Source organism: Holophagales bacterium (assembly GCA_016699405.1).
GTDB lineage: Bacteria > Acidobacteriota > Thermoanaerobaculia > Multivoradales > JAGPDF01 > JAAYLR01.
This window is the reverse complement of record CP064972.1, coordinates 4,186,979-4,207,413: the sequence shown is the minus strand read 5'-3', so window position 1 is coordinate 4,207,413 and position 20,435 is coordinate 4,186,979. Positions and strand designations below refer to the sequence as shown.

The 20,435-nt window shown below is 72.4% G+C and carries 17 protein-coding genes; 10 read left to right on the top strand and 7 right to left on the bottom strand.

Annotation, left to right across the window (positions count from 1 at the left end):
- Positions 1–36: 36 nt before the first annotated feature.
- Positions 37–693 carry a lysoplasmalogenase gene (locus IPJ17_17335; GenBank protein ID QQR73225.1) on the top strand — a complete coding sequence of 219 codons (657 nt, stop codon included), beginning with the start codon at positions 37–39 and terminating at the stop codon, positions 691–693.
- On the opposite strand, the gene IPJ17_17330 is transcribed toward IPJ17_17335, so the two are convergent.
- Entirely contained in the window at positions 671–2,407 is a 1,737-nt protein-coding gene (locus IPJ17_17330) for a VWA domain-containing protein (GenBank protein QQR73224.1), read from the bottom strand. The genes IPJ17_17335 and IPJ17_17330 overlap by 23 nt on opposite strands.
- Positions 2,408–2,532: 125 nt before the next feature.
- Between IPJ17_17330 and IPJ17_17325 the strand changes: the two genes are divergently transcribed.
- Entirely contained in the window at positions 2,533–3,087 is a 555-nt protein-coding gene (locus tag IPJ17_17325; GenBank protein ID QQR73223.1) for a lysoplasmalogenase, read from the top strand.
- 28 nt (positions 3,088–3,115) lie between these two features.
- On the top strand, positions 3,116–4,270 hold the full coding sequence (locus IPJ17_17320) for a pyridoxal phosphate-dependent aminotransferase (GenBank protein ID QQR73222.1): 1,155 nt from the start codon (positions 3,116–3,118) through the stop codon (positions 4,268–4,270).
- Positions 4,271–4,288: 18 nt separating this feature from the next.
- On the opposite strand, the gene IPJ17_17315 is transcribed toward IPJ17_17320, so the two are convergent.
- Genes IPJ17_17315 through IPJ17_17300 form a run of 4 tightly spaced genes read right to left on the bottom strand, consistent with a single transcriptional unit; the run spans position 4,289 to position 10,776 of the window.
- A complete protein-coding gene (locus IPJ17_17315) occupies positions 4,289–5,632 on the bottom strand; it encodes a hypothetical protein (protein QQR73221.1) in 1,344 nt (447 codons plus the stop codon).
- A gap of 50 nt (positions 5,633–5,682) precedes the next feature.
- Complete coding sequence (locus tag IPJ17_17310; GenBank protein QQR73220.1) at positions 5,683–6,507, bottom strand: carbon-nitrogen hydrolase family protein; 825 nt, start codon at positions 6,505–6,507, stop codon at positions 5,683–5,685.
- A gap of 59 nt (positions 6,508–6,566) precedes the next feature.
- Positions 6,567–8,972 carry a transglycosylase domain-containing protein gene (locus tag IPJ17_17305; protein QQR73219.1) on the bottom strand — a complete coding sequence of 802 codons (2,406 nt, stop codon included), beginning with the start codon at positions 8,970–8,972 and terminating at the stop codon, positions 6,567–6,569.
- Positions 8,973–9,018: 46 nt separating this feature from the next.
- Complete coding sequence (locus IPJ17_17300; GenBank protein ID QQR73218.1) at positions 9,019–10,776, bottom strand: FecR domain-containing protein; 1,758 nt, start codon at positions 10,774–10,776, stop codon at positions 9,019–9,021.
- 133 nt (positions 10,777–10,909) lie between these two features.
- Here IPJ17_17300 and IPJ17_17295 point away from each other — a divergent pair, with 133 nt between their 5' ends.
- The 3 genes from IPJ17_17295 to IPJ17_17285 are packed head-to-tail and all read left to right on the top strand — an operon-like array spanning position 10,910 to position 14,496.
- The gene (locus IPJ17_17295; protein ID QQR73217.1) at positions 10,910–12,034 is read left to right on the top strand and encodes an EAL domain-containing protein; all 1,125 of its coding nucleotides are present in this window, start codon (positions 10,910–10,912) and stop codon (positions 12,032–12,034) included.
- Positions 12,031–13,998 (top strand): protein kinase, encoded by a 1,968-nt coding sequence (locus IPJ17_17290; protein ID QQR73216.1) that lies wholly within the window; start codon positions 12,031–12,033, stop codon positions 13,996–13,998. Before IPJ17_17295 ends, IPJ17_17290 begins: the two co-directional genes overlap by 4 nt.
- A 21-nt stretch (positions 13,999–14,019) precedes the next feature.
- The gene (locus IPJ17_17285; protein ID QQR73215.1) at positions 14,020–14,496 is read left to right on the top strand and encodes a hypothetical protein; all 477 of its coding nucleotides are present in this window, start codon (positions 14,020–14,022) and stop codon (positions 14,494–14,496) included.
- A gap of 40 nt (positions 14,497–14,536) precedes the next feature.
- On the opposite strand, the gene IPJ17_17280 is transcribed toward IPJ17_17285, so the two are convergent.
- Together IPJ17_17280 and proB are read right to left on the bottom strand one after the other, a co-directional pair.
- Positions 14,537–15,835 (bottom strand): glutamate-5-semialdehyde dehydrogenase, encoded by a 1,299-nt coding sequence (locus IPJ17_17280; protein ID QQR73214.1) that lies wholly within the window; start codon positions 15,833–15,835, stop codon positions 14,537–14,539.
- On the bottom strand, positions 15,832–17,013 hold the full coding sequence (gene proB / locus IPJ17_17275; GenBank protein QQR73213.1) for a glutamate 5-kinase: 1,182 nt from the start codon (positions 17,011–17,013) through the stop codon (positions 15,832–15,834). Before proB ends, IPJ17_17280 begins: the two co-directional genes overlap by 4 nt.
- Positions 17,014–17,289: 276 nt before the next feature.
- On the opposite strand from proB, the gene IPJ17_17270 reads away from it, so the two are divergent.
- The 4 genes from IPJ17_17270 (at position 17,290) to IPJ17_17255 (ending at position 20,386) form a co-directional block, all read left to right on the top strand.
- Entirely contained in the window at positions 17,290–17,940 is a 651-nt protein-coding gene (locus tag IPJ17_17270; protein QQR73212.1) for a TlpA family protein disulfide reductase, read from the top strand.
- Positions 17,937–18,167, top strand: a complete 231-nt coding sequence (locus IPJ17_17265) for a DUF4266 domain-containing protein (GenBank protein ID QQR73211.1) — start codon at positions 17,937–17,939, stop codon at positions 18,165–18,167. The genes IPJ17_17270 and IPJ17_17265 overlap by 4 nt, the downstream gene beginning before the upstream one ends.
- Positions 18,158–19,453, top strand: a complete 1,296-nt coding sequence (locus IPJ17_17260; GenBank protein ID QQR73210.1) for a DUF3570 domain-containing protein — start codon at positions 18,158–18,160, stop codon at positions 19,451–19,453. The genes IPJ17_17265 and IPJ17_17260 overlap by 10 nt, the downstream gene beginning before the upstream one ends.
- Positions 19,454–19,555: 102 nt before the next feature.
- Entirely contained in the window at positions 19,556–20,386 is an 831-nt protein-coding gene (locus tag IPJ17_17255) for an FAD:protein FMN transferase (protein QQR73209.1), read from the top strand.
- Positions 20,387–20,435: the final 49 nt, after the last annotated feature.

The following is a 20,435-nucleotide window of genomic DNA, read 5'->3' as shown; positions in this document are numbered from 1 at the left end:
ATGGCTTGGCGGGAGCCGGCGCGATCGGTTGAGCCGATGTCCCGACTCGTCGATGTCGTCTGGTTGTTAGCAAAACCGATGCCGGCCCTGCTGCTCGCCGGCGTCGTGGCACGGCGGGAGCCTACCGCGTTCGCTCGCCGGCTCTCCGCCGGCCTCGTGCTCTCCGCCGGAGGCGATCTGCTCCTCGAGCTTTCGGGCGGGTTCGTGGCCGGGCTCGGTCTCTTTCTCTTCGCCCATCTGACCTACGCCGCGGCCTTTTTCGCCGAATCGCGCCGGCCGGCGCTGCTTCGCGCCCTGCCGTTTGCCGCGTTCGCGCTTGTCGCCTTCGCCGTCTTGCGACCGGGGCTCGGCGAGCTGCTCGTGCCGGTGGCTTTCTACGTCACGGCCATCGCCCTGATGATGTGGCGTGCGGCCGCCGCCATCGGCGTGCCGGGACGGTCCGGCACGGCTCGCGTCGCCGCGCTCGTCGGTGCGGTGCTCTTCGCGGTGAGCGACCTGCTCATCGGCCTCGATCGCTTCCGCGCGCCGATTCCGCACGGCGCGGAAGGGGATCGAAGCGACGGTCGAGGTCGCCAAGTCGCGGAACGCCAAGGTGGTGATCGTCGGCGCCGGCAAGGATGGGCTGCCATTGATCCTTGGCGACCAGTGATCTCGCGGGCGCCGGCGGCGCTCAGCGTCTGCCCGGGACGGTGAACTCGGCGGTGGCCGTCGTGCGGTTGCCGCCGATGCCGTCGAGGATCGAGGCGGCCAGCCGGTAGCGCCCCGGGTTGAGCCGCATTTCCACACCGTAGGCGACCGGGCGGTTGATCGCCGCGGCGAGGTTGGCGGCAGGGAAGGTGAACGACTGCTCGCGCCGCTCGAAGCGACTCACGCGGCCGTCCTCGTCGCGCAGCGCGAACTCGAGGACGAGCTTGCCGGTCTTGGTGTCCTTGGCCGGCATCAACGTCAGCTCGGTGAGCGGTACCTTGGCGAGGGCTTGGACGATCCTTGCCTTGCCGTTGCCCTTGGACGCGGCGCCGACGATCACCTCGAGTCGTGCGGCGAGAGGGTTCGGCGCCGCCCCGAGGCTGGCCGCGGCGACCGCGGTGTCGGCAAGTTGATCCTCCGTGCTGCGGCGTCGGTAGCCCTCGCGATGGCGCACCTTCACGCCTTCGCGTTTGACCCGCACAGTGACCTTGTGGAACTTGTCATCGACCGTTCCATGCGGTGTGAAGCCGAGCGAATAGGCCGAAGCCAGCTCGCTCGCCACGTTGCCGAGTTCGGCGTCGAGGCCGGGACCGGCGAGGAGCTTGCGGCCGCCGCTGCGCTCGGCCATGCTGGCTAGATTGGATGCTGCCTCGGCGGCGCCGAGCACGCCCGGCATGTCGCCGGTCGACTCGACCTCACCCTGGTCTTCCGCGGTGAAACCTTCCGGCAGCCGATCGGCGCCATCGACGGCGTAGATCACCGCACGACTTGCCTGCGCCGAGCGGGTCACGCGCGTCAGCTCGCGCTGCAGCATGGTCGCGTCGGGGTCGCCGCCAGCTCGCCGGTGGTCGAGATCGCTGGCGACCAACGAGCCGAAGTGGCGCTGCCAGGCGGAATAGAGCTCGTCGCCGGGCTGCACGTAGAGGCCACCGCTCAGGTGAAGGACGGCCTTGGGGCCGTCGACGCCGGCGAGCGTGGCGAGCAGGTCGGAGAGCGCGACCATGGCCGCGCGCCGTTCCACGGTCTCGGCCGCAGCGTAGGACTCGATGTCGTGGAGCAGGAGTCCGGCCTGGGCGATGCCGGTCGGATCTCCCGCGAACGTACTCTGAATTTCGGCGAGCAACGTCCGCCGGCGGAGTTGCAGCCCGGTGCCGCCGGGGTTGATCGTCTTGATCTCCTCGATCGCCCGCTGGACGAGCTTGCTGTCGTCCGTCGCCGGGGTGAGTACACGGAGCTGATGATCGAAGGCGGCGACGAGGGCGCGGTGGCCGATCTTCATGCGGTCCTCGACCAGGCGCGCGAGTCGCTTGAGGGAATCGTTGCGTGGACCGGGCCGGAGGTCGAGACCGTCGACGTAGACCACCAGGAGAGGACGCTGCGGCGGGAGAGTGACTTCTCCTGAGGGCGCCACCACGGGCTCGGGGGTGGCGGTGGCCGGGGCGCCGGGAAGCGGCACGAAGACCGCTCCGGGCTCGGGCGCCGAGAAGTACTCGATCGGCACTGGCTTGCCTTCTTCGAGGAGCTCGAAGTCGTTGCGACCGAGGCCGACGACCGGGCGGCCGTCCTTGTCGACGACGATCACCTCCACGTTGACCACGTTGACCTCGACCGTCTCGCCGAAGATCGGCGAGGAGGGAGGAGGTGGCGTCTGGGCCCCGGTAGCGAGCGGAAGCAGCGAGAGCAGGAGCGAGGCGGCGAGTCGTCGAAGGGGAGTTGGCATATGGGCTCCATCATTCGGATCGCGTTCAGACAGCTCTGATGGCTGCGAAGCGGTCGACGCGATAGGTTGGGGGAGTGTCGATCTCCCCCGGTGTCCTCTGGGTACTCTGGTTGGTAGCAAAACCGATGCCGGCCGTGGTCCTCGCTGGCCTCGTCTCGCGCCATGAGCGTACTCCCTATTCACGCCGGCTCACGATCGGTCTCGCCCTCTCGGCGGTAGGCGACGTGCTGATGGAGCTTCCCGGGGCCTTCCTCTTCGGTCTCGGCGTGTTTCTCGGCGCCCACCTGGCCTATGCGGCGGCGTTTCTCGCCGAGGCCCGTCGGGCGGCGCTGCTTCGCTCCCTGCCGTTCGTCACCTTCGCCGTTGCGGGCTGGCTCGCCCTGCGCCCCGGCGTCGGCGAGCTGGCGGTGCCGGTCGCGCTCTACGTCGCGGCGATCGGCGCGATGATGTGGCGAGCGGCCGCCGCCATCGGCGTGCCGGGACGGTCCGGCACGGCTCGCGTCGCCGCGCTCGTCGGTGCGGTGCTCTTCGCGGTGAGCGACCTGCTCATCGGCCTCGATCGCTTCCGCGCACCGATTCCGCACGGCAAGGTGGCGATCCTCACCCTCTACTGGCTCGGACAGCTCGGCATCGCCGGTGCGGTGCTCCTCGCCGGCCGGCGAGCCGAGGCGACGCGCTAGGATCGGGCCCCGTCGGAAGGAGCCTCCCATGCCGAAGCACCCCGAGGTCGCGCGCAGCGTCACCGCCATCCGCGGTTCGATCTACTCGACGATCGCCCACGGGATCGAGGGCTATCGCGGCGAGGTCTATCCGTTGCACGTCGGCGACACGTGGATGGAGCCGGCGCCCGGCTGCCGGATGGAGGACCTCACGGTCGAGCAGTACCCCGGACTGCACCGCTACGCCTCGCCGCACGGCATGCCGCTGCTGCTCGACGCGGTGGTCGAGCGCCAGCGGCGCCTCACCGGGGTGCCGACCGAGCGGTCGCACCTGCTGATCACCGCCGGGGCGACCGGCGGGCTCGGGGCGGCCGTCGGAGCGATCTGCGATCCGGGCGACGAGGTGCTCATCCTGGCGCCGCACTGGCCGTTGATCGAAGGGATCGTCCGGTCGTTCCACGGCGTGCCGGTCGCGGTGCCGTTCCACGGCCTCGCCGACTCGCCGGAGAGCGCGCGGGGGATCGTCGAGCGATACCGCACGCCGAAGACGGTGGCGCTCTACTGGAACACGCCGAGCAACCCCACCGGACGACTGATCGCACCGCACGTCCTCGCCGCTCTCGCCGACTGGGCGTCGAGCCACGGGCTGTGGATCCTCGCCGACGAGGTGTACGAGGACTACGCCTACGCCGCGCCGCACGTCTACTCGCGCCCGCTTGCGCCGGATCGCACCTTCGCCGTGCACTCCTTCTCGAAGGCTTACGGCATGGCGGGAAATCGCTGCGGCTACGTCGTCGGGCCGCCTGCGCTGATGGGCGAGCTGCGCAAGGTGTCGACCCACACCTTCTATTCGACCCCGACTGCGGCCCAGGTCGCCGCGGCGCGAGTGCTCGCCGAGGGGGTCGGCGACTCCTGGGTCGCCGAGGCACGCCAGGCCTATCGCGAAACGGGAGCGCGGGCGGCGCGCCGTCTGGGCCTTCCGGAGCCGGAGGGGAGCACCTTCCTCTTCCTCGACGTGGCCGCACGGCTCGACGAGCGCGGACTGCTCGGCTTTCTCGAGGACTGTGCGGCGCGCGGCCTCTTCGTCGCGCCCGGTCCGAGCTTCGGGCCGTACCCGACGCACGTCCGCATCTGCACGACGGCTGCCGCGCCGCCGGTGGTGGCGCGTGGCGTCGAGCTGCTGGCGCAACTGGTCGGGCGCTGACGGCGCTCCGGGCCCGCTTCAGCGCAGCGGCAGGCGCAGTACGACCGGGGCGACGAGCTGCTCCGGGGCGCTCGGTCGTCCCGCCTCGCCGAACGCTTCCCATTGGCTGTTGGCCACGTAGTAGAGGTCGTTGCCGACGATCACGCCGAGCGTCGGCTCGCGATGCTCGGGACGGGCGCGTTCGAGGATCTCGAATCGCGCCACGGCCGAACCGTCCGGCGTCAGCTCGAAGCGCAGCACGCGGGCCGGCTCGAAGGCGTTCTGGATCGCCACGAAGCCTCCGCGGTCGGCCACCAGGCCGTCGAGACCGACCGGGAAGAGCTCGGGCGGCGTCTCGACCCAGTGCCAGCTGCGGTCGGCGAGCTCGACGAGCGCGAGCCCGCGCGACCAGTCGGCAACGAGGAGGCGGCGACCGCTGGCATCGAGAGCCAGGCCGCCCGCCGATCGCAACGACCTGGGGGCGAGAACGGGCTCGAGAAGGCTTGCGCCCGGTGCCAGCGTCCAGACCGCGCCGGTCTGTCCGTCACTGACGTAGACGCGCCCGTCCGCCGCGAGGACGAGGTCGTTGAGCGCTTGGCCGTCACCTGCCGGCGGGGCGATGCGGGCGACCTCGCGGCCGCTCGCCAGGTCGAAGGCGAGCAGGAAGGTCGCACCCTGCAGGGTCGCCTCGCGCTTCGCCAGTTGCGGGAGATCGGCGGCCACCGCCCAGAGTCGATCGCGTGCCGCGTCGACGGCGAGGCCGAGGGGCGCAAGGCCGGCGAGGACGGCGAAGGTCGAGACCGCCCCGCTGGCGTCGCGGCGCACGATCTTGCCCTGGTGCACCGAGCCGAGGAGGAAGTCGCGGCGTGCTGGATCGAAGGCGATCCCCTCGACCAGCAGGTCGCGCTCGCCGAGCCGGAAGGCGACGACGCCCTGGCCGAACGGCTGGCGCAGCGCGGCGAAGCGCTGCAGCAGCCCGTTCCAGCGCGGCGAGCCGCGCAACGGTGCGAAGTCCGGCTCGGCCGCGAGATCGCGCCAGATCCCGAGTGCGGCGATCGCCTCGAGCCGCGCGATCGCCGCGTCGGACTTACCGCTGAGCGCCAGCGCCCCGGCGAGCCGGAAGCCGAGCTGCCGTGGCTCGGGGTGGACGCGGGCCGCCGCCTCGAGCCGTGCCAGGTAGGTTGCCGCATCGCCGGCCTCGCGTGCGGCCATCGCCTGCCGGAAGAGCTCGCGGTAGTCGCTCCCCTGCGGCGCCGTCGGCGCGGGAGCGGCGGGAGTCGGGCTCGGCGCGGCGACCGGCGCCGGGATCGGCGCCTCGGCGAACCCGAGGGTCGGTGAAGCGAGCAGTAGCGCGACGAGGCTCGCGCGGGTCGATCGGCGCATCGGTCGTCCTCCCGCAGGGAGATACGCGAGCGCCCGCCCAGGGTTGTCGGTCAGAGCCGCCGGTGGCGCGCCATCGGGATCCCGGAACGGACCCGAGCCACACGATCGAGGTCGATCTCGGCCACCGCCACACCGGGACCGTCCGAAACCGAGGCCACCACCTGTCCCCACGGGTCGACGATCATCGCGTGCCCGTGGCTCTCGCGCAGGCCGTTGTCGTCGTGCTTGCCGCACTGTGCGGCAGCGAGGACGTAGCACTGGCTCTCGATCGCCCGGGCGCGGACGAGCGGCTCCCAGTGCGCCTTGCCGGTGACGGCGGTGAAGGCGGCGGGGATGGCGATCATCTCCGCGCCGCCGTCGACGAGCTTGCGGTAGAGCTCGCCGAAGCGCAGGTCGTAGCAGATCGACAGGCCGATCTTGCCGAGCGGCGTCTCGGCGACGACCACCTCGCCGCCGGGTTCGACGGTCGCCGATTCGAGAAAGCGCACCGCGTCGGCGACGTCGACGTCGAAGAGGTGGATCTTGCGGTACACCGCCAGGATCTCGCCCTCCTGGCCGAACAGGACGCTGGTGTTGCGGCACCGCCCCGGTTGCGAGCCGCGCTCGTTGAACGAGCCGAGGAGGAGATGGATGTCGAGCTCGTCGGCGAGGTGCGCGAACTTCGCGCAGGTCGGCCCTCCGAGCGGTTCGGCGCGGCGCACCTTCTCTTCGTGGGGTCCGAGGTAGTTGGTGTTCTCCGGGGTGACCACGAGTTGGGCGCCGAGCTGCGCGGCGTGCTCGACGAGCGACTTGACCTGCCGCCAGTTGCCCTCCTCCGAAGAGGTCGAGCTCATCTGGACGACAGCGGCGAGGAAGGGACGATCGGCGCGATCCATGGCACGGCAACTCTAGCCGACCCATCCCGTCGTGGCGAACCGCGAGCGGTGCGGCCGAGCTACTCGACGGTGATCCGCACCAGCGGCGAGCGTGCCTCGCTGAACGGCACGCGGGCCTGGAAGACGTGTTCGCCGGGCTCGAGCTGCCAGCGCAGCGTGTACGGCCTCTCGACCGTCGCCAGGGGGCGGCCGTCGAGATACCAGACGAGCTGCGGCACCGGCGGCTCGACCGCCGCCGCGAGGCGGAGCGTGTTGAGCTCGGGCGGTGTCTCCGGATCGCGCAGCATGCGCGTGCCGGGCTCGGGGGCGGTGATCTCGACCCGCGGCAGCTGGCCGGAGAGATCGAGCACCTGGGCCTCGGCGCGATGCGCCGCGTCGGCGAGCGCCTGCGGCAGGCTCGGCACCCCCTGGTGGATCAGCCACGCGGCGTAGCGCGTCGGCAGGTCGACGAAGGTGCGCATCTCCACCTCGGCGGGCGGCGTGGCGGCGTTGGCGATCGCCCCGTTGCGGCGATCGATCCCCACCTGACGGTGAGCGCGGCAGTCGCCCGGGGCCGGGATGCCGTCGGGCAGCCACTCGAGCAGCACGCGATCGCAGGCCGCGGTGGCGCGCGCGCCGGTGAGCGCGCAGAGCCGTTCGGCATGCTCGCCGGCGGGAGGCGGGAACGAGCGGCCGGACTGGCCGTCGAGCTCGTCGCGGTGCAGTCGCTCGAGCAGCGTCTGGGTGAGCCGGGCGGCGATGCGATACCCGGAGAGCGCGCTCATCGGCCGCTCGTCGGGGTGTCCCACCCAGACGCCGACGAGGTAGCGCTCCGACCAGGCGACGGTCCAGGCGTCGCGGTAACGCGACGACGTGCCGGTCTTCACGGCCACCGGGAACGGGTACTCGGAGAAGCCCATCCGCGGGAAGGTCGGAAGCCGGGCCTGCGGATCGGCGAGGAAGAGGGTGATCCGCCGCGCCGTCGCTTCGCTCACGCGGCGTGGTGCCTCGGGGCTCGGGGCGCCGGCGAGCCAGCGCAGCTCCTGCAGCCGTCCGTCGCCGGCGAGCACGGTGTAGGCGGTGACGAGCCGCTCGAGCGTGACGGGCAGCGAGCCGATCGCCAGGCCGAGACCGTAGTGCCGTGCCGTCTCTTCGTGGGCATGCAGGCGCAGATCGGCGAGGAAGCCGTAGAAGGCGTCGAGGCCGAGACGCGACAGCAATTCGACCGCCGGCACGTTGCGCGAGTTGGCGAGCGCCAGTCGCGGCAGCAGCGGGCCGAGGTAGCGCTCGTCGGAGTTGAGGATCCCCCCCGGCCCGGGCTCGAGATCGTCGAGCACGGTGTTGGGAGCGATCGTCCCGCGCTCGAGCGCCTGGGCGAAGAGCAGCGGCTTGAGCGTCGACCCGGAAGAGCGGGGCAGCCGCAGGTAGTCGATGGCGCCGCCGCGTCGCGTGTCGAAGTACCCGGTCGAGCCGACCGCCGCCCGCACCTCCCAGCTCGCGCGATCGACGATCAGCACCGCGGCGTTGCCGGCGCCGCGGTCGGACTCGTCGGCCACCGTGCGGTAGGCGAGCCATTCGGCCTCGCGCTGCAGCTCGAGCTCGAGCGTGGTGGCGAGGAGCGGACGGCTGGCGCGCCAGGCCTCGGGCACCTGGCGGGCCAGAGCAAGCAGCGGGTGGATCGCCGCGGCCGGTCGCTCGCCGCGCCAGGGCAGGCGCAGGTGCTCGATCTCGTCGAGCGCCACGGCGAGATCCCGGGCCGGGAGGTCGCCTCGTTCGGCCAGTCGTCCGAGGATCTCTCGCCCGCGCTGGATCGCCCGCAGGCGCCCGCGCGGGTCGTAGGGGTTCATCCGAGCGGGCGACTGGGGGATGGCGGTGAGGAAGGCCACCTCGGCCCACGAGAGGTCGTCGACCGGCTTGTCGAGGTAGCGCCGCGCCGCGTAGGCGATCCCGTGGATGCGATTGCCGTAGGGCACGATCCTCAAGTAGTGGGCGAGCACGGCATCGCGGCCGTAGCGCGCCGTCAGGAGGAGCGCGGTGGCGGCCTCGAGCGCCTTGCGCCAGTAGCCGCGGGAGCCGGGGCGCTGCATCCGGGCGACCTGCATGGCGAGTGTCGAGGCGCCGGAGACGCGGCGACCGGCGGTGAGGTTCTGGCGCAGGGCGCGGAGCAGGGCGAGCGGGTCGACGCCCGGATGGAGACGAAAACGACGGTCTTCGATCGCCAGCGTCGCGGCGGCGACGCGCTCCGGGATCGGTGTCGCGGGCCAGAAGCCGAGCCGGTCGTCGTCGCCGGCCGGCAACTCGCCAAGGTACTGGCCGCTCCGGTCGCGGGCGAGGAGGGTCGGCGCGGGCGACTCGAGCCGGGCGCGCGACAAGGCGAGGGCCGCGAGCGCCGCGGCGCCGACGCCGGCCAGAGCGAGCGCCGAGCGTCCCAGCACGCGACGCGACGGCAGACGACGCCGCAGGCGGGCGAGCGCGCCCGTCTTCATGCCGCGGTCGTCTCGCGTCCGCCGCCGATCGTCGAACCCGCGGCGCTCAATCGGGACGGACTTCGAGCGTCAGCACCCGGCGATTGCCGAGCCGGTCGGCGCTGTCGAAACGGAGCACGAGGATCTGCCGATCGCCCTCACGCCGCTGTTTCGGCCGCAGTCGGAAGGTCGCGACCCCGGATCCGGCATCGCGTGCGGTGAAGGCGAGCGACGGGCCACCGGGAATCGCCTGCGTGCCATCGCCGCTGACGTGCGGCGTGCCGCGCCACGCGAGCGAGAGCGTCGGCTCGCCGCCCCCGAGGCTCCAGGCCCCGCGGACGAGGTCGCGGTGCAGGCGACGCTCGCCGGAGATCCAGCGCCAGGCGCTCCATCCCTGATCGGCGGTCCACGAGAGCTCGCTGAGCATCCGCCAGACGCCGTTCGAGTCGGATCCCGCGGTCGCCGGTTCGAGCTCGATCTGCGGGGCGTCGGCGTCGACGGTGAAGATCAACGGCCCGACGACCGCTTCGTTGCCGGCGCGGTCGGCGACGCGCGCCTCGACCCGATGCTCGCCGCTCGCCCACGGTCCGCGCAGCCGCGACTCCTCGGCTGCGGTGCCGTCGACGAGAAGCGTCCGCCGTGCCACGCCGCTGCCCTCGTCGCTCGCCGTGAGCTGGACGATCGCCTCGCCGGAGAAGACCGGTTCGCCGTCGATCTCGACGTGGGGGCCGCCGACTCCCAGGCGCGCCTCGGGAGCCAGCGTGTCGGGCTCGTGGTCGAGGGCGCTCAGTGCTTGGGCCGGGGCCGCGAAGCCGTCGAGCCCCGAGGGGGCGACCGCGCTGGCGCGCCAGTAGTAGTCGCCGGGTTCGATCGGCTCCGGCCGCCAGAGCGGCTCGGCGAGGGCCGTCACGCGTTGCAGGACGACGCCGCAGGCGGAATCCGGGCAGAGCTCGGCGATGTAACGGGCCGCGCCCGGCACCGCCTCCCAGGCGAGCTCGAGATGGGCCGCGACCGTCGCCGAGCCGTGGGTCGGTCGCAGCGCCGGCGCCGGGAGCAGGGCCTCGGGCGGCGTCGGCGGAGACTTCGCGGCGACCGTGCTGCCGGTGCCGGCGGCGAGCTCGACGCGCTTGCCGCCGGCGGCGAGCGTCGCGTCACCCTGGTAGATCATCCACTGCGAACCGCCCGCGACGGCGCGTCGCGTGCGCGAGGAGGCCTCGGAGCCGGGCGCCGTGCGCAGCGCGGCGCGCGCACTGCCGGCCACGACCTCGACCTCGCGCCGTGCCGCTCCGGCGTCGCCGAGTTGGAGGTCGGCTTCGCCTTCGACGATCTCGACACCGCGGCGGGCGCTGGCGACAGACTGCGTGGGGCGGACGAGGAAGACCAGCGAACGCTCGGTCAGGCGCAGATGGCCGCCGTCGGTGAAGGCGAGCTCGGTCGAGGCGCCGTCGAAGGTCCGCACCGCGTCACGGTCGAGCAGCAGGTCGCCCACCTGAGCGGGACCCCACGGCTGCGGCGCGGGCTTGCTCTCGACGCGTCGCGCGAGCTGGACGAGCTGTGCCGCGGGCCGCGAGTGCGCCGGCTGGAGGAGCAGGCGCAGGCGCCAGCCGGGCTGCAGCAGGTCGGGATCCTGCACGAAGGTGTTGAGCCCCCAGTTGTCTCTCCAGGGGTCGGTCGAGCCGGTGTAGGTGCGGGTGAGATCGAGGAGTGTGTCGCCGGGGCGCACGACGTGCCAACCCTGGGGCTGGAGCTCGCTCGCGCCGGCCGCGAGCGCTCCGCCGAGCAGGAGGAGAAGAGCCGGGCAGATCGTCGCGTGAGCTTGGCGCATGGAGGTCTCCTCGTCGTCGGAGCATGGACCGGCAAGCGCGGTCCGGCACCCGGCCTGACTCGAACGGTTGCCCTTATGATAAGCCAGTCGATCGACGTGGGCAGCGTTCGCTCACCTCGTGTGGCAGCCTCCGATGACGAGCTCCGGACCCGCGTCGTTCGAGTGGTACCTCGAGGGAATCGAGCCCTCCTCGCGTCAGCTCTGGCGGCTCGCGCTGGCGCGCCTGCCCTGCCGCGTCGGTCGTCGTTCCGATCTCGACCTCGCACTGCCGTCGCCGCAGGTCTCGCTCGAACATGCCGAGATCCGTCGCGGCCCGGCCGCGCTCCTGCTGCGCGACCTCGGCTCGACGAACGGCACCTACCTCAACGGGGTCCGGCTGACCGGCGAGACGGTGTTCGCCGAAGGAGACATCGTCCACTTCGCCGATCTCGAGTTCCGGCTCGGGCGGTTGACCGGCGAGCAGGATCGTGTCTGGCTCGAGACGACGACGCTGAGCTCGCCGCCCTGCGCCATGCCGCGCCTGCGCAGCCGGATCGAAGAGGCGCGAAGCCTGCGCCGGCTGATCGACGAGCGGCGGGTCGAGTCGCGCTTCCAGCCGATCGTGCGGCTGCCGGAGGGCGAACGGATCGGCTACGAGGCGCTCGGCCTCGGACGGGACGAGGACCTTCCGGAGTCCCCGCTCGGGCTCTTCTCGATCGCCGAGGAGGTCGGCCTCGACGTCGAGCTGACCGAGCTCCTCCGCCAGGACGCGTTTCATGCGGCCCGCCATCTCCCGCCGGAGTCGCTGCTCTTCCTGAACGTCAACGCCGGGGAGCTCGAGACGCGCCGTCTCGTCGCCTCGTTCCGCGCGATGCGGCGCGCTCACCCCGGGCGCCGTGTCGTCGTCGAGATCAGCGAACAGCTGGCGATGCCGGTCGAGCGCCTGCGAATCCTGCGCGAGGAGCTCGCGGCACTCGACATGGGCCTGGCCTACGACGACTTCGGCGCCGGCCTCGCCCGCTTGCAGGAGATCCTCGAGGTGCCGCCGCAGTTTCTCAAGTTCGATCTCCAGCTCGTCCGCGGGATCGATCGTGCCGGCGAGCCCCGGCGGCAGTTCGTCGCCGCCCTGGTGGACGCGGCGCGCCGGCTCGGCCTGCAAACCGTCGCCGAGGGGATCGAGACGGCCGGGGAGGCGCGCTGCTGCGCCGAGCTCGGCTTCTCCCATGGTCAGGGGTTCCACTTCGGCCGTCCGGCGCCCTTGCCGGAGGAGCTGCCGTGAGCTGGCCACGGCGCCGGGGTTCGGGGCTGCTCGCACGCGTCGCGGCGGCGCTCGCGCTCGTCGCGCTGCTGCCGCTCGGGCTCGTCTCCTGGCAGCTCGTCTCGCTCAACCGGGAGGCGATGACCGAGCAGGTCCTGCGCAGTCACGTGGTGGCGGCGCGGGCGACGGCCGAGCGGGTCGAGTCCTGGCTCGCCACCCGCTCCGCCCTCGTCTCCTCGCTCGCCGCGCGCCCGGAGCTCGCCGAGGCCGACGGGACGGCGGCGCGACGTCTTCTCGGCGAGAGCCTCTCGTCGTGGGCCGACCTCGGCGCGCTCGCGCTCGCCCTGGTCGATGGCGAGGGGCGGGAAGGGGTGCGGGCGCAGCTTGCGTCGCCGGTCGCTCGCGCGGCGGGTGAACGGGTGCGCGGCCTGCCGCTCCAGCCCGGGGTCCGTGGGCTGGGCGAGCGCGCCGACCTGCTGGTGATCGTCGACCGTCCGAGCGGTGGCGGGGCGGTGCGTCTCGTCGCCGCGGGTGGCGGACTCGGGGACCTGTTGCGTCCCGAGGAGCTCGGCGACGATGCGGTGCTGGTGCTCGCCGATCGCTCGGGGGCGGTGCTCGCCGGGCCGCTGGAAACGCTCGACGAAATGCCGCCCACGGTGGTTCAGATGGCGCTCGCCGGCAGGGCGCGCGGAGCCCAGCAGGCAGAGAGCCGGGGCGGCGATCGTCAGCTCGGGGCCTGGGCGCCGGTGGCCGGATCCTCCTGGGTCGTGCTGTCGCGGCAGAGCGCCGCGGTCGCCGAGGCGGCGGCGTGGCGCATGCGGCGGCGCGCTCTCTTCGCCATCGCCGCGGCGTTGGCGCTGGTGGCGCTCGCGGCGCAGGGGGCGTGGATCACCATCGTGCGCCCGGTGCGGCGGATGCTCGAGGCGCAGCGGGCGGCCGGCGGCGCGGCGGCCAGCGGCTCGGAGATCGAGCAGCTCGAGGCCGGCTTCGCCCGGCTGGCGCGCGGCGTGGCCGATCGCGACGACCTCTCGCGCGTCTTCCTCGGCCGCTACCAGGTCGTCGAGGCGCTCGGCGTGGGCGGCATGGGGATGGTCTATCGCGGCTGGGATCCGCGCCTCGAGCGACCGGTGGCCCTCAAGACGTTGCGTCTCGACTCGGCCGTCGCCCAGCTGGAGCGCGACGAGCGGATCGCCGCGCTGTTGCGCGAGGCAACGACCATCGCTCGCTTCACCCACCCGCACGTCGTGGCGGTCTACGACGCCGTCGCGTCGCCGAGCGGTGCCTTCATCGCCATGGAGCTCGTCGAAGGCAAGACGCTCGAGCTGCTGCTCTGGGAGGTCGGCCGCCTCGGCGCCGATCCCGCCGCCTGCCTCGGCCTCGCCGTTGCCCGGGCGCTCGAGCTGGCGCACGCGCAGGGCGTCGTGCATCGCGACATCAAGCCCGGCAACGTGCTGCTCGGGCGCGATGGCGCGATCAAGGTCGTCGACTTCGGGCTCGCGGCGTTCGTCGCCTCGGCGGCCCGTGCCGAGCCGGGACGGATTTTCGGCACGCCGGGTTTTGTGCCGCCCGAGGTCTTTCTCTCCGAACCGTTCACTCCGCGCGGCGACCTCTTCTCGCTCGGCGTCGTGCTCTACGCCGCCCTGTCCGGCGAGCAGCCGTTCGCTGCGCCGCGCACTTCGGAGGTGATGGAGCGCACGCTGTCGGCGCGGATCCGTCCGCTCGCCGATCTGGTGCCCGGAATTCCGCCGCGGCTCGCGTCGCTGGTCCATCGCCTGCTCGAGCGCGACCCGGAGAAGCGACCCGAGGCGGCGGAGACCGTCGCCGAGCTCGTCGACTGGGTGCGCGTCCGCGACGCCGTCTGGAAGCTCCCGGCCTCTCCGGTCTCGACCCGGCCCGACGACGCCTTCGCCACCGCTGCCCACACGCAGTGGCTTCCGACGGGCGGGTCGAAAGGCGGTCCGCCGTCCGGCGCGGCGCGCACCTGATCACGATCGGAGGAGGGCTCGGTGAGGGAGGCCTGGGGAGCGCAGAGCAGTCCCGCCAAACAGACCGGCACGGCCTTGCTGTCGACCGCGGTCGGCCTCCTGCTGGTGGTCGGCTTTCGCCACCTCGACGCCGGAGGCCCGAACGCGCGTGCCGGATTCGCGCTGGGTCTTCTCCTGTTGGCGATCGGTGTCGCCGGTCTCGTCACTGGAGGTCGGCAGCGCGTGACGATCGACCCGCGCGAGCGTCGGATCACCATCGAGGACAGCGGTCGTTTCGCCACGAAGCGCCGGACGATCGAGTTCTCGGAGGTGCTCGGCGTCGGGGTCGGCTCGCTCGGGAAGCGGTCGAGCGACGTCATGCAGCACTTCCTGGTCCTGACGCTGCGCGGTGGCGAGAAGCTCTCACTGTTCGCCCCGGGGCGCTTCTATCCCGGCGCCTCGGATCGCTCGACCGTCGAAGGCTGGCGCTCCCGACTGGAGCAGGACCTCGCCGAGTAAGCGGCGCAGCGCCGGCGGGAGCCGTTCGACAACCGAGAGGTTACGGTGCGGGCGCGAGCGGCCGGTGGCGGAAGGTGCGTCGACCGGGAGCGTAGTCGCCGGCAACGTGGCCATCGCCCTCGAGCAGCCAGCGCGTGGTGAGCAGACCCTCGACGCCGACCGGGCCGCGGGCGTGGAGGCGTGAGGTGCTGATCCCGACCTCGGCGCCCAGTCCGTAGCGGAACCCGTCGGCGAAGCGCGTCGACGCGTTGACGAAGACCGAGGCCGAGTCGACCTCGGCGAGAAATCGGGCGGCGGCGACGCGGTCTTCGGTGACGATCGCGTCGGTGTGCGCCGAGCCGTGCTCGTGGATCCACGCCACCGCCTCGTCGAGCGAGCTGACGGTGCGCACGGCGAGAATCAGGTCGCCGTACTCGGTCGCCCCGTCGCGCTCGCCGGCCGGCATGGCCACCGGCAGCACGGCGAGTGCCTCGTCGTCGGCCCGCAACTCGACGCCGAGGGCGGCGAACGCCGCACCGAGCGCCGGCAGGAGCGGCAGGAAGGCGCGATGGACCAGCAGCGTCTCGGTGGCATTGCAGGCCGACGGCGCGTCGCACTTGCCGTCGATGGCGAGGCGCAGCGCCTTGTCGGGGTCGGCCGCCGCGTCGAGGTAGAGATGGCAGATGCCCTCGGCGTGTCCGAGCACGGGAATCCGGGTGGCCGCCTGCACCGTGCGCACGAGCTCGCTCGAGCCCCGCGGGATCACCAGGTCGATCTCGTGGTCGAGGGCGAGAAGGCCGTGCACGGCGTCGCGACCTTCGACGAGGGTGACGGCGGCGGGGTCCAACCCTTCGTCGGCCAGCGCGGCGCGCAGGCAACCGACGAGGGCGCGATTGGAGCGCGTGGCCTCGGCGCCCCCCTTGAGGAGGACCGCATCGCCGGCGCGCAACGCCAGCGCGCCGATCTGCACCACGGCGTCGGGGCGGCTCTCGAAGATCACCAGCAGCACGCCGAGCGGGCTCGTGACCTGGCGCAGGACGAGGCCTTCGTCGAGCTCGGTGGCGCGCAGGACGCGACCGACGGGGTCGCCAGCCGCCGCCAGGGTTTCGAGGCCCTGGCCGAGGACGGCGAGCTTGCCGGCGCCGAGCCGCAGGCGGTCGAGCAGCGGCCGCGCCAGGCCCTGGCGCTCGGCCTCGTCGACGTCGGCGCGGTTCTCCGCGATCAGCTCCTCCTGGTGCGTGGTGAGCCGTTCGGCCAGGCGGCGCAGCACCGCGGTCCGCCGCTCGCCGCCGCCGGCGGCGAGCCGACGCTGGGCGCGTCGAGCGTCACGAGCGAGCGCGACGAGCTCGGCCGGGCTCATGGCTCGAGCACCAGATGATCGCGGTGGATCAGCGCGTGGTGGTTGCGCACCCCATCCGGCGCCTGGCCGGCGCTCCAGGCGCGAGCGGCGGCGGCGTCGCAGTAGACGATGCCGCGGCCGACGCGGCGGCGGTCCGGGCCGACCAGGTCGACTGCCTCGCCGCGCTCGAACTCGCCGTCGACGCGGGTGACGCCGCGAGCGAGCAGCGACGCGCCGCGCTCGCGCAGGGCAGCGACGGCGCCGGCGTCGAGATGGAGGACGCCGCGCGGCGCGGTGGCGAACGCCAGCCAGCGGTGACGAGCCGGCAGCGCCCCGGCGTGAGCCGGGAACCACGTCCCGACCGTCGCGCCGTCGAGCACCGCGTCGAGCGCGCCGGGCCGGCGCCCCGAGGCGATCACCGCGTGGCAGCCTGAGCGCGCGGCGATCCAGGCCGAGTCGACCTTGCTACGGATGCCGCCGCGCCCGGAGCCGCCGCTCGCCGCTCCCGGGAGGACGCCATCGAGCGTCGCCGGGTCGTCGAGCCGTTCGACGAGACGGGCGCCGGGCTCTCGTGGGTCGCGGTCGTAGAGGCCTTCGACGTCGGTGGCGAGCAGCAGCAGCTCGGCGCCGAGCTTGGTGGCGACGAGCGCCGCCAGTCGGTCGTTGTCGCCGAACACCGGGCGTTCGCCGTGAGCGGCGCCGACGAAGGCGAGCTCTTCGGTCGAGACGGTGTCGTTTTCGTTGATCACCGGCACCACGCCGTGACGCAGCAGTGCGGTCAGCGTGTCGCGCAGGGCGAGATAGCGGGCGCGATCGTCGAAATCGCTCTGGGTGAGCAGCACCTGGGCGCAGACCAGGCCGAGCCGGGCGAAGCCCGCGTCGTAGAGCGCCATCAGCCGGCACTGGCCGACGGCGGCGCAGGCCTGACGCTCGGCGAGCTCGAGCGGGCTCGTGGCGAGACCCAGTGCGTCGCGCCCGAGCCCGACGGCGCCCGAGCTGACGATCAGCACTTCGCGCCCGCGACGTCGCAGCCGCGCCGCCGTCTCGACGAGGGCGAAGAGACGCGACAGCGCGAGGCCGCCGTCGTCGCCGGTGAGCACGCGCGTGCCGACTTTGATCACGACGCGCTGCGCGGCGGCGATCTCCGGGCGGTCGGCCAGGTCTCGGTCCGCCGCTTTCGGGATTGCCGATCCGTTCATTTCGGGTTCACTCCGAGAAACTAAAAACCCCCGGGTGCTCGTCGTTCCCGGGGGTTGCGATTGGCGCGATCGCCCGCATGGTCAACCTGCCGCTCGCCCTGGGCTCCGCGGACCAGGTGCGAAGAGCTCGGCAAGAGGGCGCGACCCGGGCGACATCGCCAATCAGCGTAGAGGAGGACCACCATCCGGTCAAGACGGCTCGACCCTTCCGCCATCGCGAGATCGACCTGCTGTCCCTCGATGCACCGTCTCGAAAAGCGACGGAGCTGTCCCGGGATGACGACATCGGACCCCGCGAGCGGTGCCCTTTCGGCGTCGTCGGCCTGGCACCGCTCTTGCTCGCCGCGCCAACCCGTGCGCACCGCTCTCTTTTCCTCCACCCGATCGCTTCGCCGCGAAGCCCACGGGATCCGCTCGCTCGCCAGACTCACCCTCCTGCTCCTCACGACGCTCCTGGCGCCGCCCGCCGAGGCGCGCCGCCGTCCTCCGGAGGGGGCCGCGGCAACCGTGCCGGCGTCCGCGGCGGCCTTCGACCTGCCGACCGAGCGCGGACCGGTCTCGCTCGAGTCGCTGCGCGGCAAGGTGGTCTTGATCGACTTCTGGGCCTCGTGGTGTGGACCGTGCCGGCAGTCGTTCCCCTGGCTGTCGACGATGGCCGAGCGCTACCGCTCGTCCGGTCTGGTGGTCGTGGCGATCAATCTCGACAAGCGGCGGGAGCCGGCCGCGGCCTTTCTGCGCGAGTTCTCGCCCAGCTTCACCGTGGCCTTCGACCCGGCAGGCACGACGGCGGAGGCGTACGGCGTCTCGACCATGCCGTCGAGCTATGTCGTCGACCGCCACGGCCGGATCGTGTTCGAACATGCCGGATTCGCCGTGCGAGACGAGGAAGCGATCGAGAGACGGATCGAGGAGGCCGTCGCGAGATGAGAGACCTGTCGACCTGGCTGCCGCGTGCAGCCGCCACGCTGCTTCTCGCCGGTGCGCTCGCCGGGTGCGCGAGCGTGCGTCCGTGGGACCGTGACCTGCTCGCCGAGAAGGGGATGCGGTTCAATCCCTGCCCGATGCTGCGCGGCATCGACGACCACATCTACTTCAGCAAGGAGGCGTCGATGGGCGGTCAGGACGTCGGAGGCGGAGGCTGCGGATGCAACTAGAGGAAAGAGACGCCGCAGCCGCCACCGCGCCGGCTCCGGGCGGCGAGGTCACGCCGTCGCTCCGCGACCGACTGGGCAAGGCAGCGCTCGCGTTGCTGCTGGTTCCCGCGGCCGCCTCGGCCGAGTCGACGCAGCCGGCCAACCAGCTCGACATCACGACCCTGCTCTACGGCGAGCAGGGCCGGGCGCAGGTCTACGAACCGATCGTGCGCGCGTCGCGCCTGTTCGGCAACGGGCAGTCGCTCTCGGGGCAGCTCACCGTGGACGTGATCACCGGCGCCTCGCCGACGGGCGCGCTGCCGTCGGGCAGCGTGCAGACGCACACGAGTGCCTCCGGTCGCGTCACCACCTCGGCCGCCGGAGAGATCCCGTTGAACGACTTTCAGGACCAGCGCGTGGCGCTCGACGGCGAATGGCAGGCGCCTCTCGGCAGGCTCGCGGCCTCGACGATCGGGTTGCACGCTTCCCACGAGAAGGACTACGAGTCGCTCGGGGCGAACGGCAAGGTCACCTTCGACCTGATGCAGAAGCTCTTCACCCTCACCGTCGGAGCCGGCGTCAACGAGGACCGCGTCTCGCCCCTCGGCGGGACACCCGAGGGTCTTTCCGACGGCAACGTGCTCGTCGACCGGAACAACTCGAAGCGCTCGACGAGCGTGCTGTTCGGCCTGTCGCGCATCCTCTCGCGCCGCTGGATGGTGGCGCTCGACGCCTCGCGCACCGCCGAGCGGGGCTACCTCACCGAGCCGTACAAAGTGATCAGCCTGATGGACCCGCGCACCGGCGTTCCGGTCGGCCAGCTCACCGACAAGCGGCCGTCGACGCGCGACCGCAACTCGCTGCTGCTGAGCTCGGTCTACCATCTGACCGACGACATCTTCTACAGCACCTACCGCTATTACTGGGACTCGTGGGACGTGCGCTCCCACACCCTCGAGCTGAAGTACCGACACGACCTCGGCGACGGCTGGTACCTCGAGCCGCGGCTGCGGCTCTATCAGCAGACGGCGGCCAACTTCTTCACCGCCGGGCTGGTCCAAGGGGCCGATCTGCCGGAGTTCGCCACCGCCGATTACCGGCTGGGCAAGCTGAGCTCGGTCACCCTGGGAGCCGCCTTCACCTTCCGGGCGTTCGAGAGCCCCGGGGAATGGACGGTGCGGGCGGACTACATCCGGCAACAGGGGGACGGCTCGCCGGACGGCGCGATCGGCGTGCAGCGCCGATTCGACCTGGCGCCGGGAGTCAACAGCGTCGCGCTGGTCGTTGCCTACTCGCGCCGCTTCTGAGGGCCGCTCCTGTCCGCTCGCCCGCACGACGTCGCCCGGTCGCCGGAGCTGCCTCCGGCGACCGAGCGCGTCGAGGACTACTTCGTCGGACGGTTCTCGGCGATGGCGAGCCCTTGCTCGGTCCTCGTCGACACCGACGATCGCGAGGAGGCGACGGCGCTCGTCGCGATCGCGGCGGAGGAAGCGCGGCGCGTCGAGCGCAAGTTCAGCCGTTATCGTGATGACAGCGTCGTCCACCAGATCCATCTCGCAGGGGGCCGGCCGGTCTGCGTCGACGAGGAGACCGCGCAGTTGCTCCACTACGCCGCCACCTGCTGGGAGCTCTCGGGCGGGCGGTTCGACATCACCTCGGGAGTCCTGCGGCGGATCTGGTCGTTCGACGGTGGCACGCAGATCCCGTCGGCGCGGGCGATCGGCGAGTGTCTCGCGCTCGTGGGGTGGTCGAAGGTCGGCTGGAGCGATCCCGAGCTCACGCTGCCGGCGGGGATGGAGATCGACTTCGGCGGCCTCGGCAAGGAGTACGCCGTCGACCGGGTGGCGGCGCTGCTCGCCGCTCGCTCCTCGGCCTCGACGGTGGTGAACTTCGGCGGCGACCTCTGCGTCGGCCATCTCCGACGGGGCGGCCGCACCTGGAGCATCGGGATCGACGACCCGGAACGCTCCGGCCGGGCTGCCCTGGTTCGCCTCGACCTCGCCTGCGCGGGGTTGGCGACCAGCGGCGATGCCCGACGCTTCGTGCGTTGGCGCGGCAAGCGCCTCGGCCACATCCTCGACCCACGCACCGGCTGGCCGGTCCAGGGCGCCCCGCGGTCGGTCACCGTCGTCGCCCGTTCCTGTCTCGAGGCCGGTACGCTCTCGACCCTCGCCTACCTCCAGGGCAGCGGAGCGCGGAGCTTCCTCGAGGAGCAGCAGGTCAGATTCTGGATTGTCTGAGGCCGCGGGCCTCGATCCTTCTTGGCGATCTTCCGCCAGGTGACCGGCA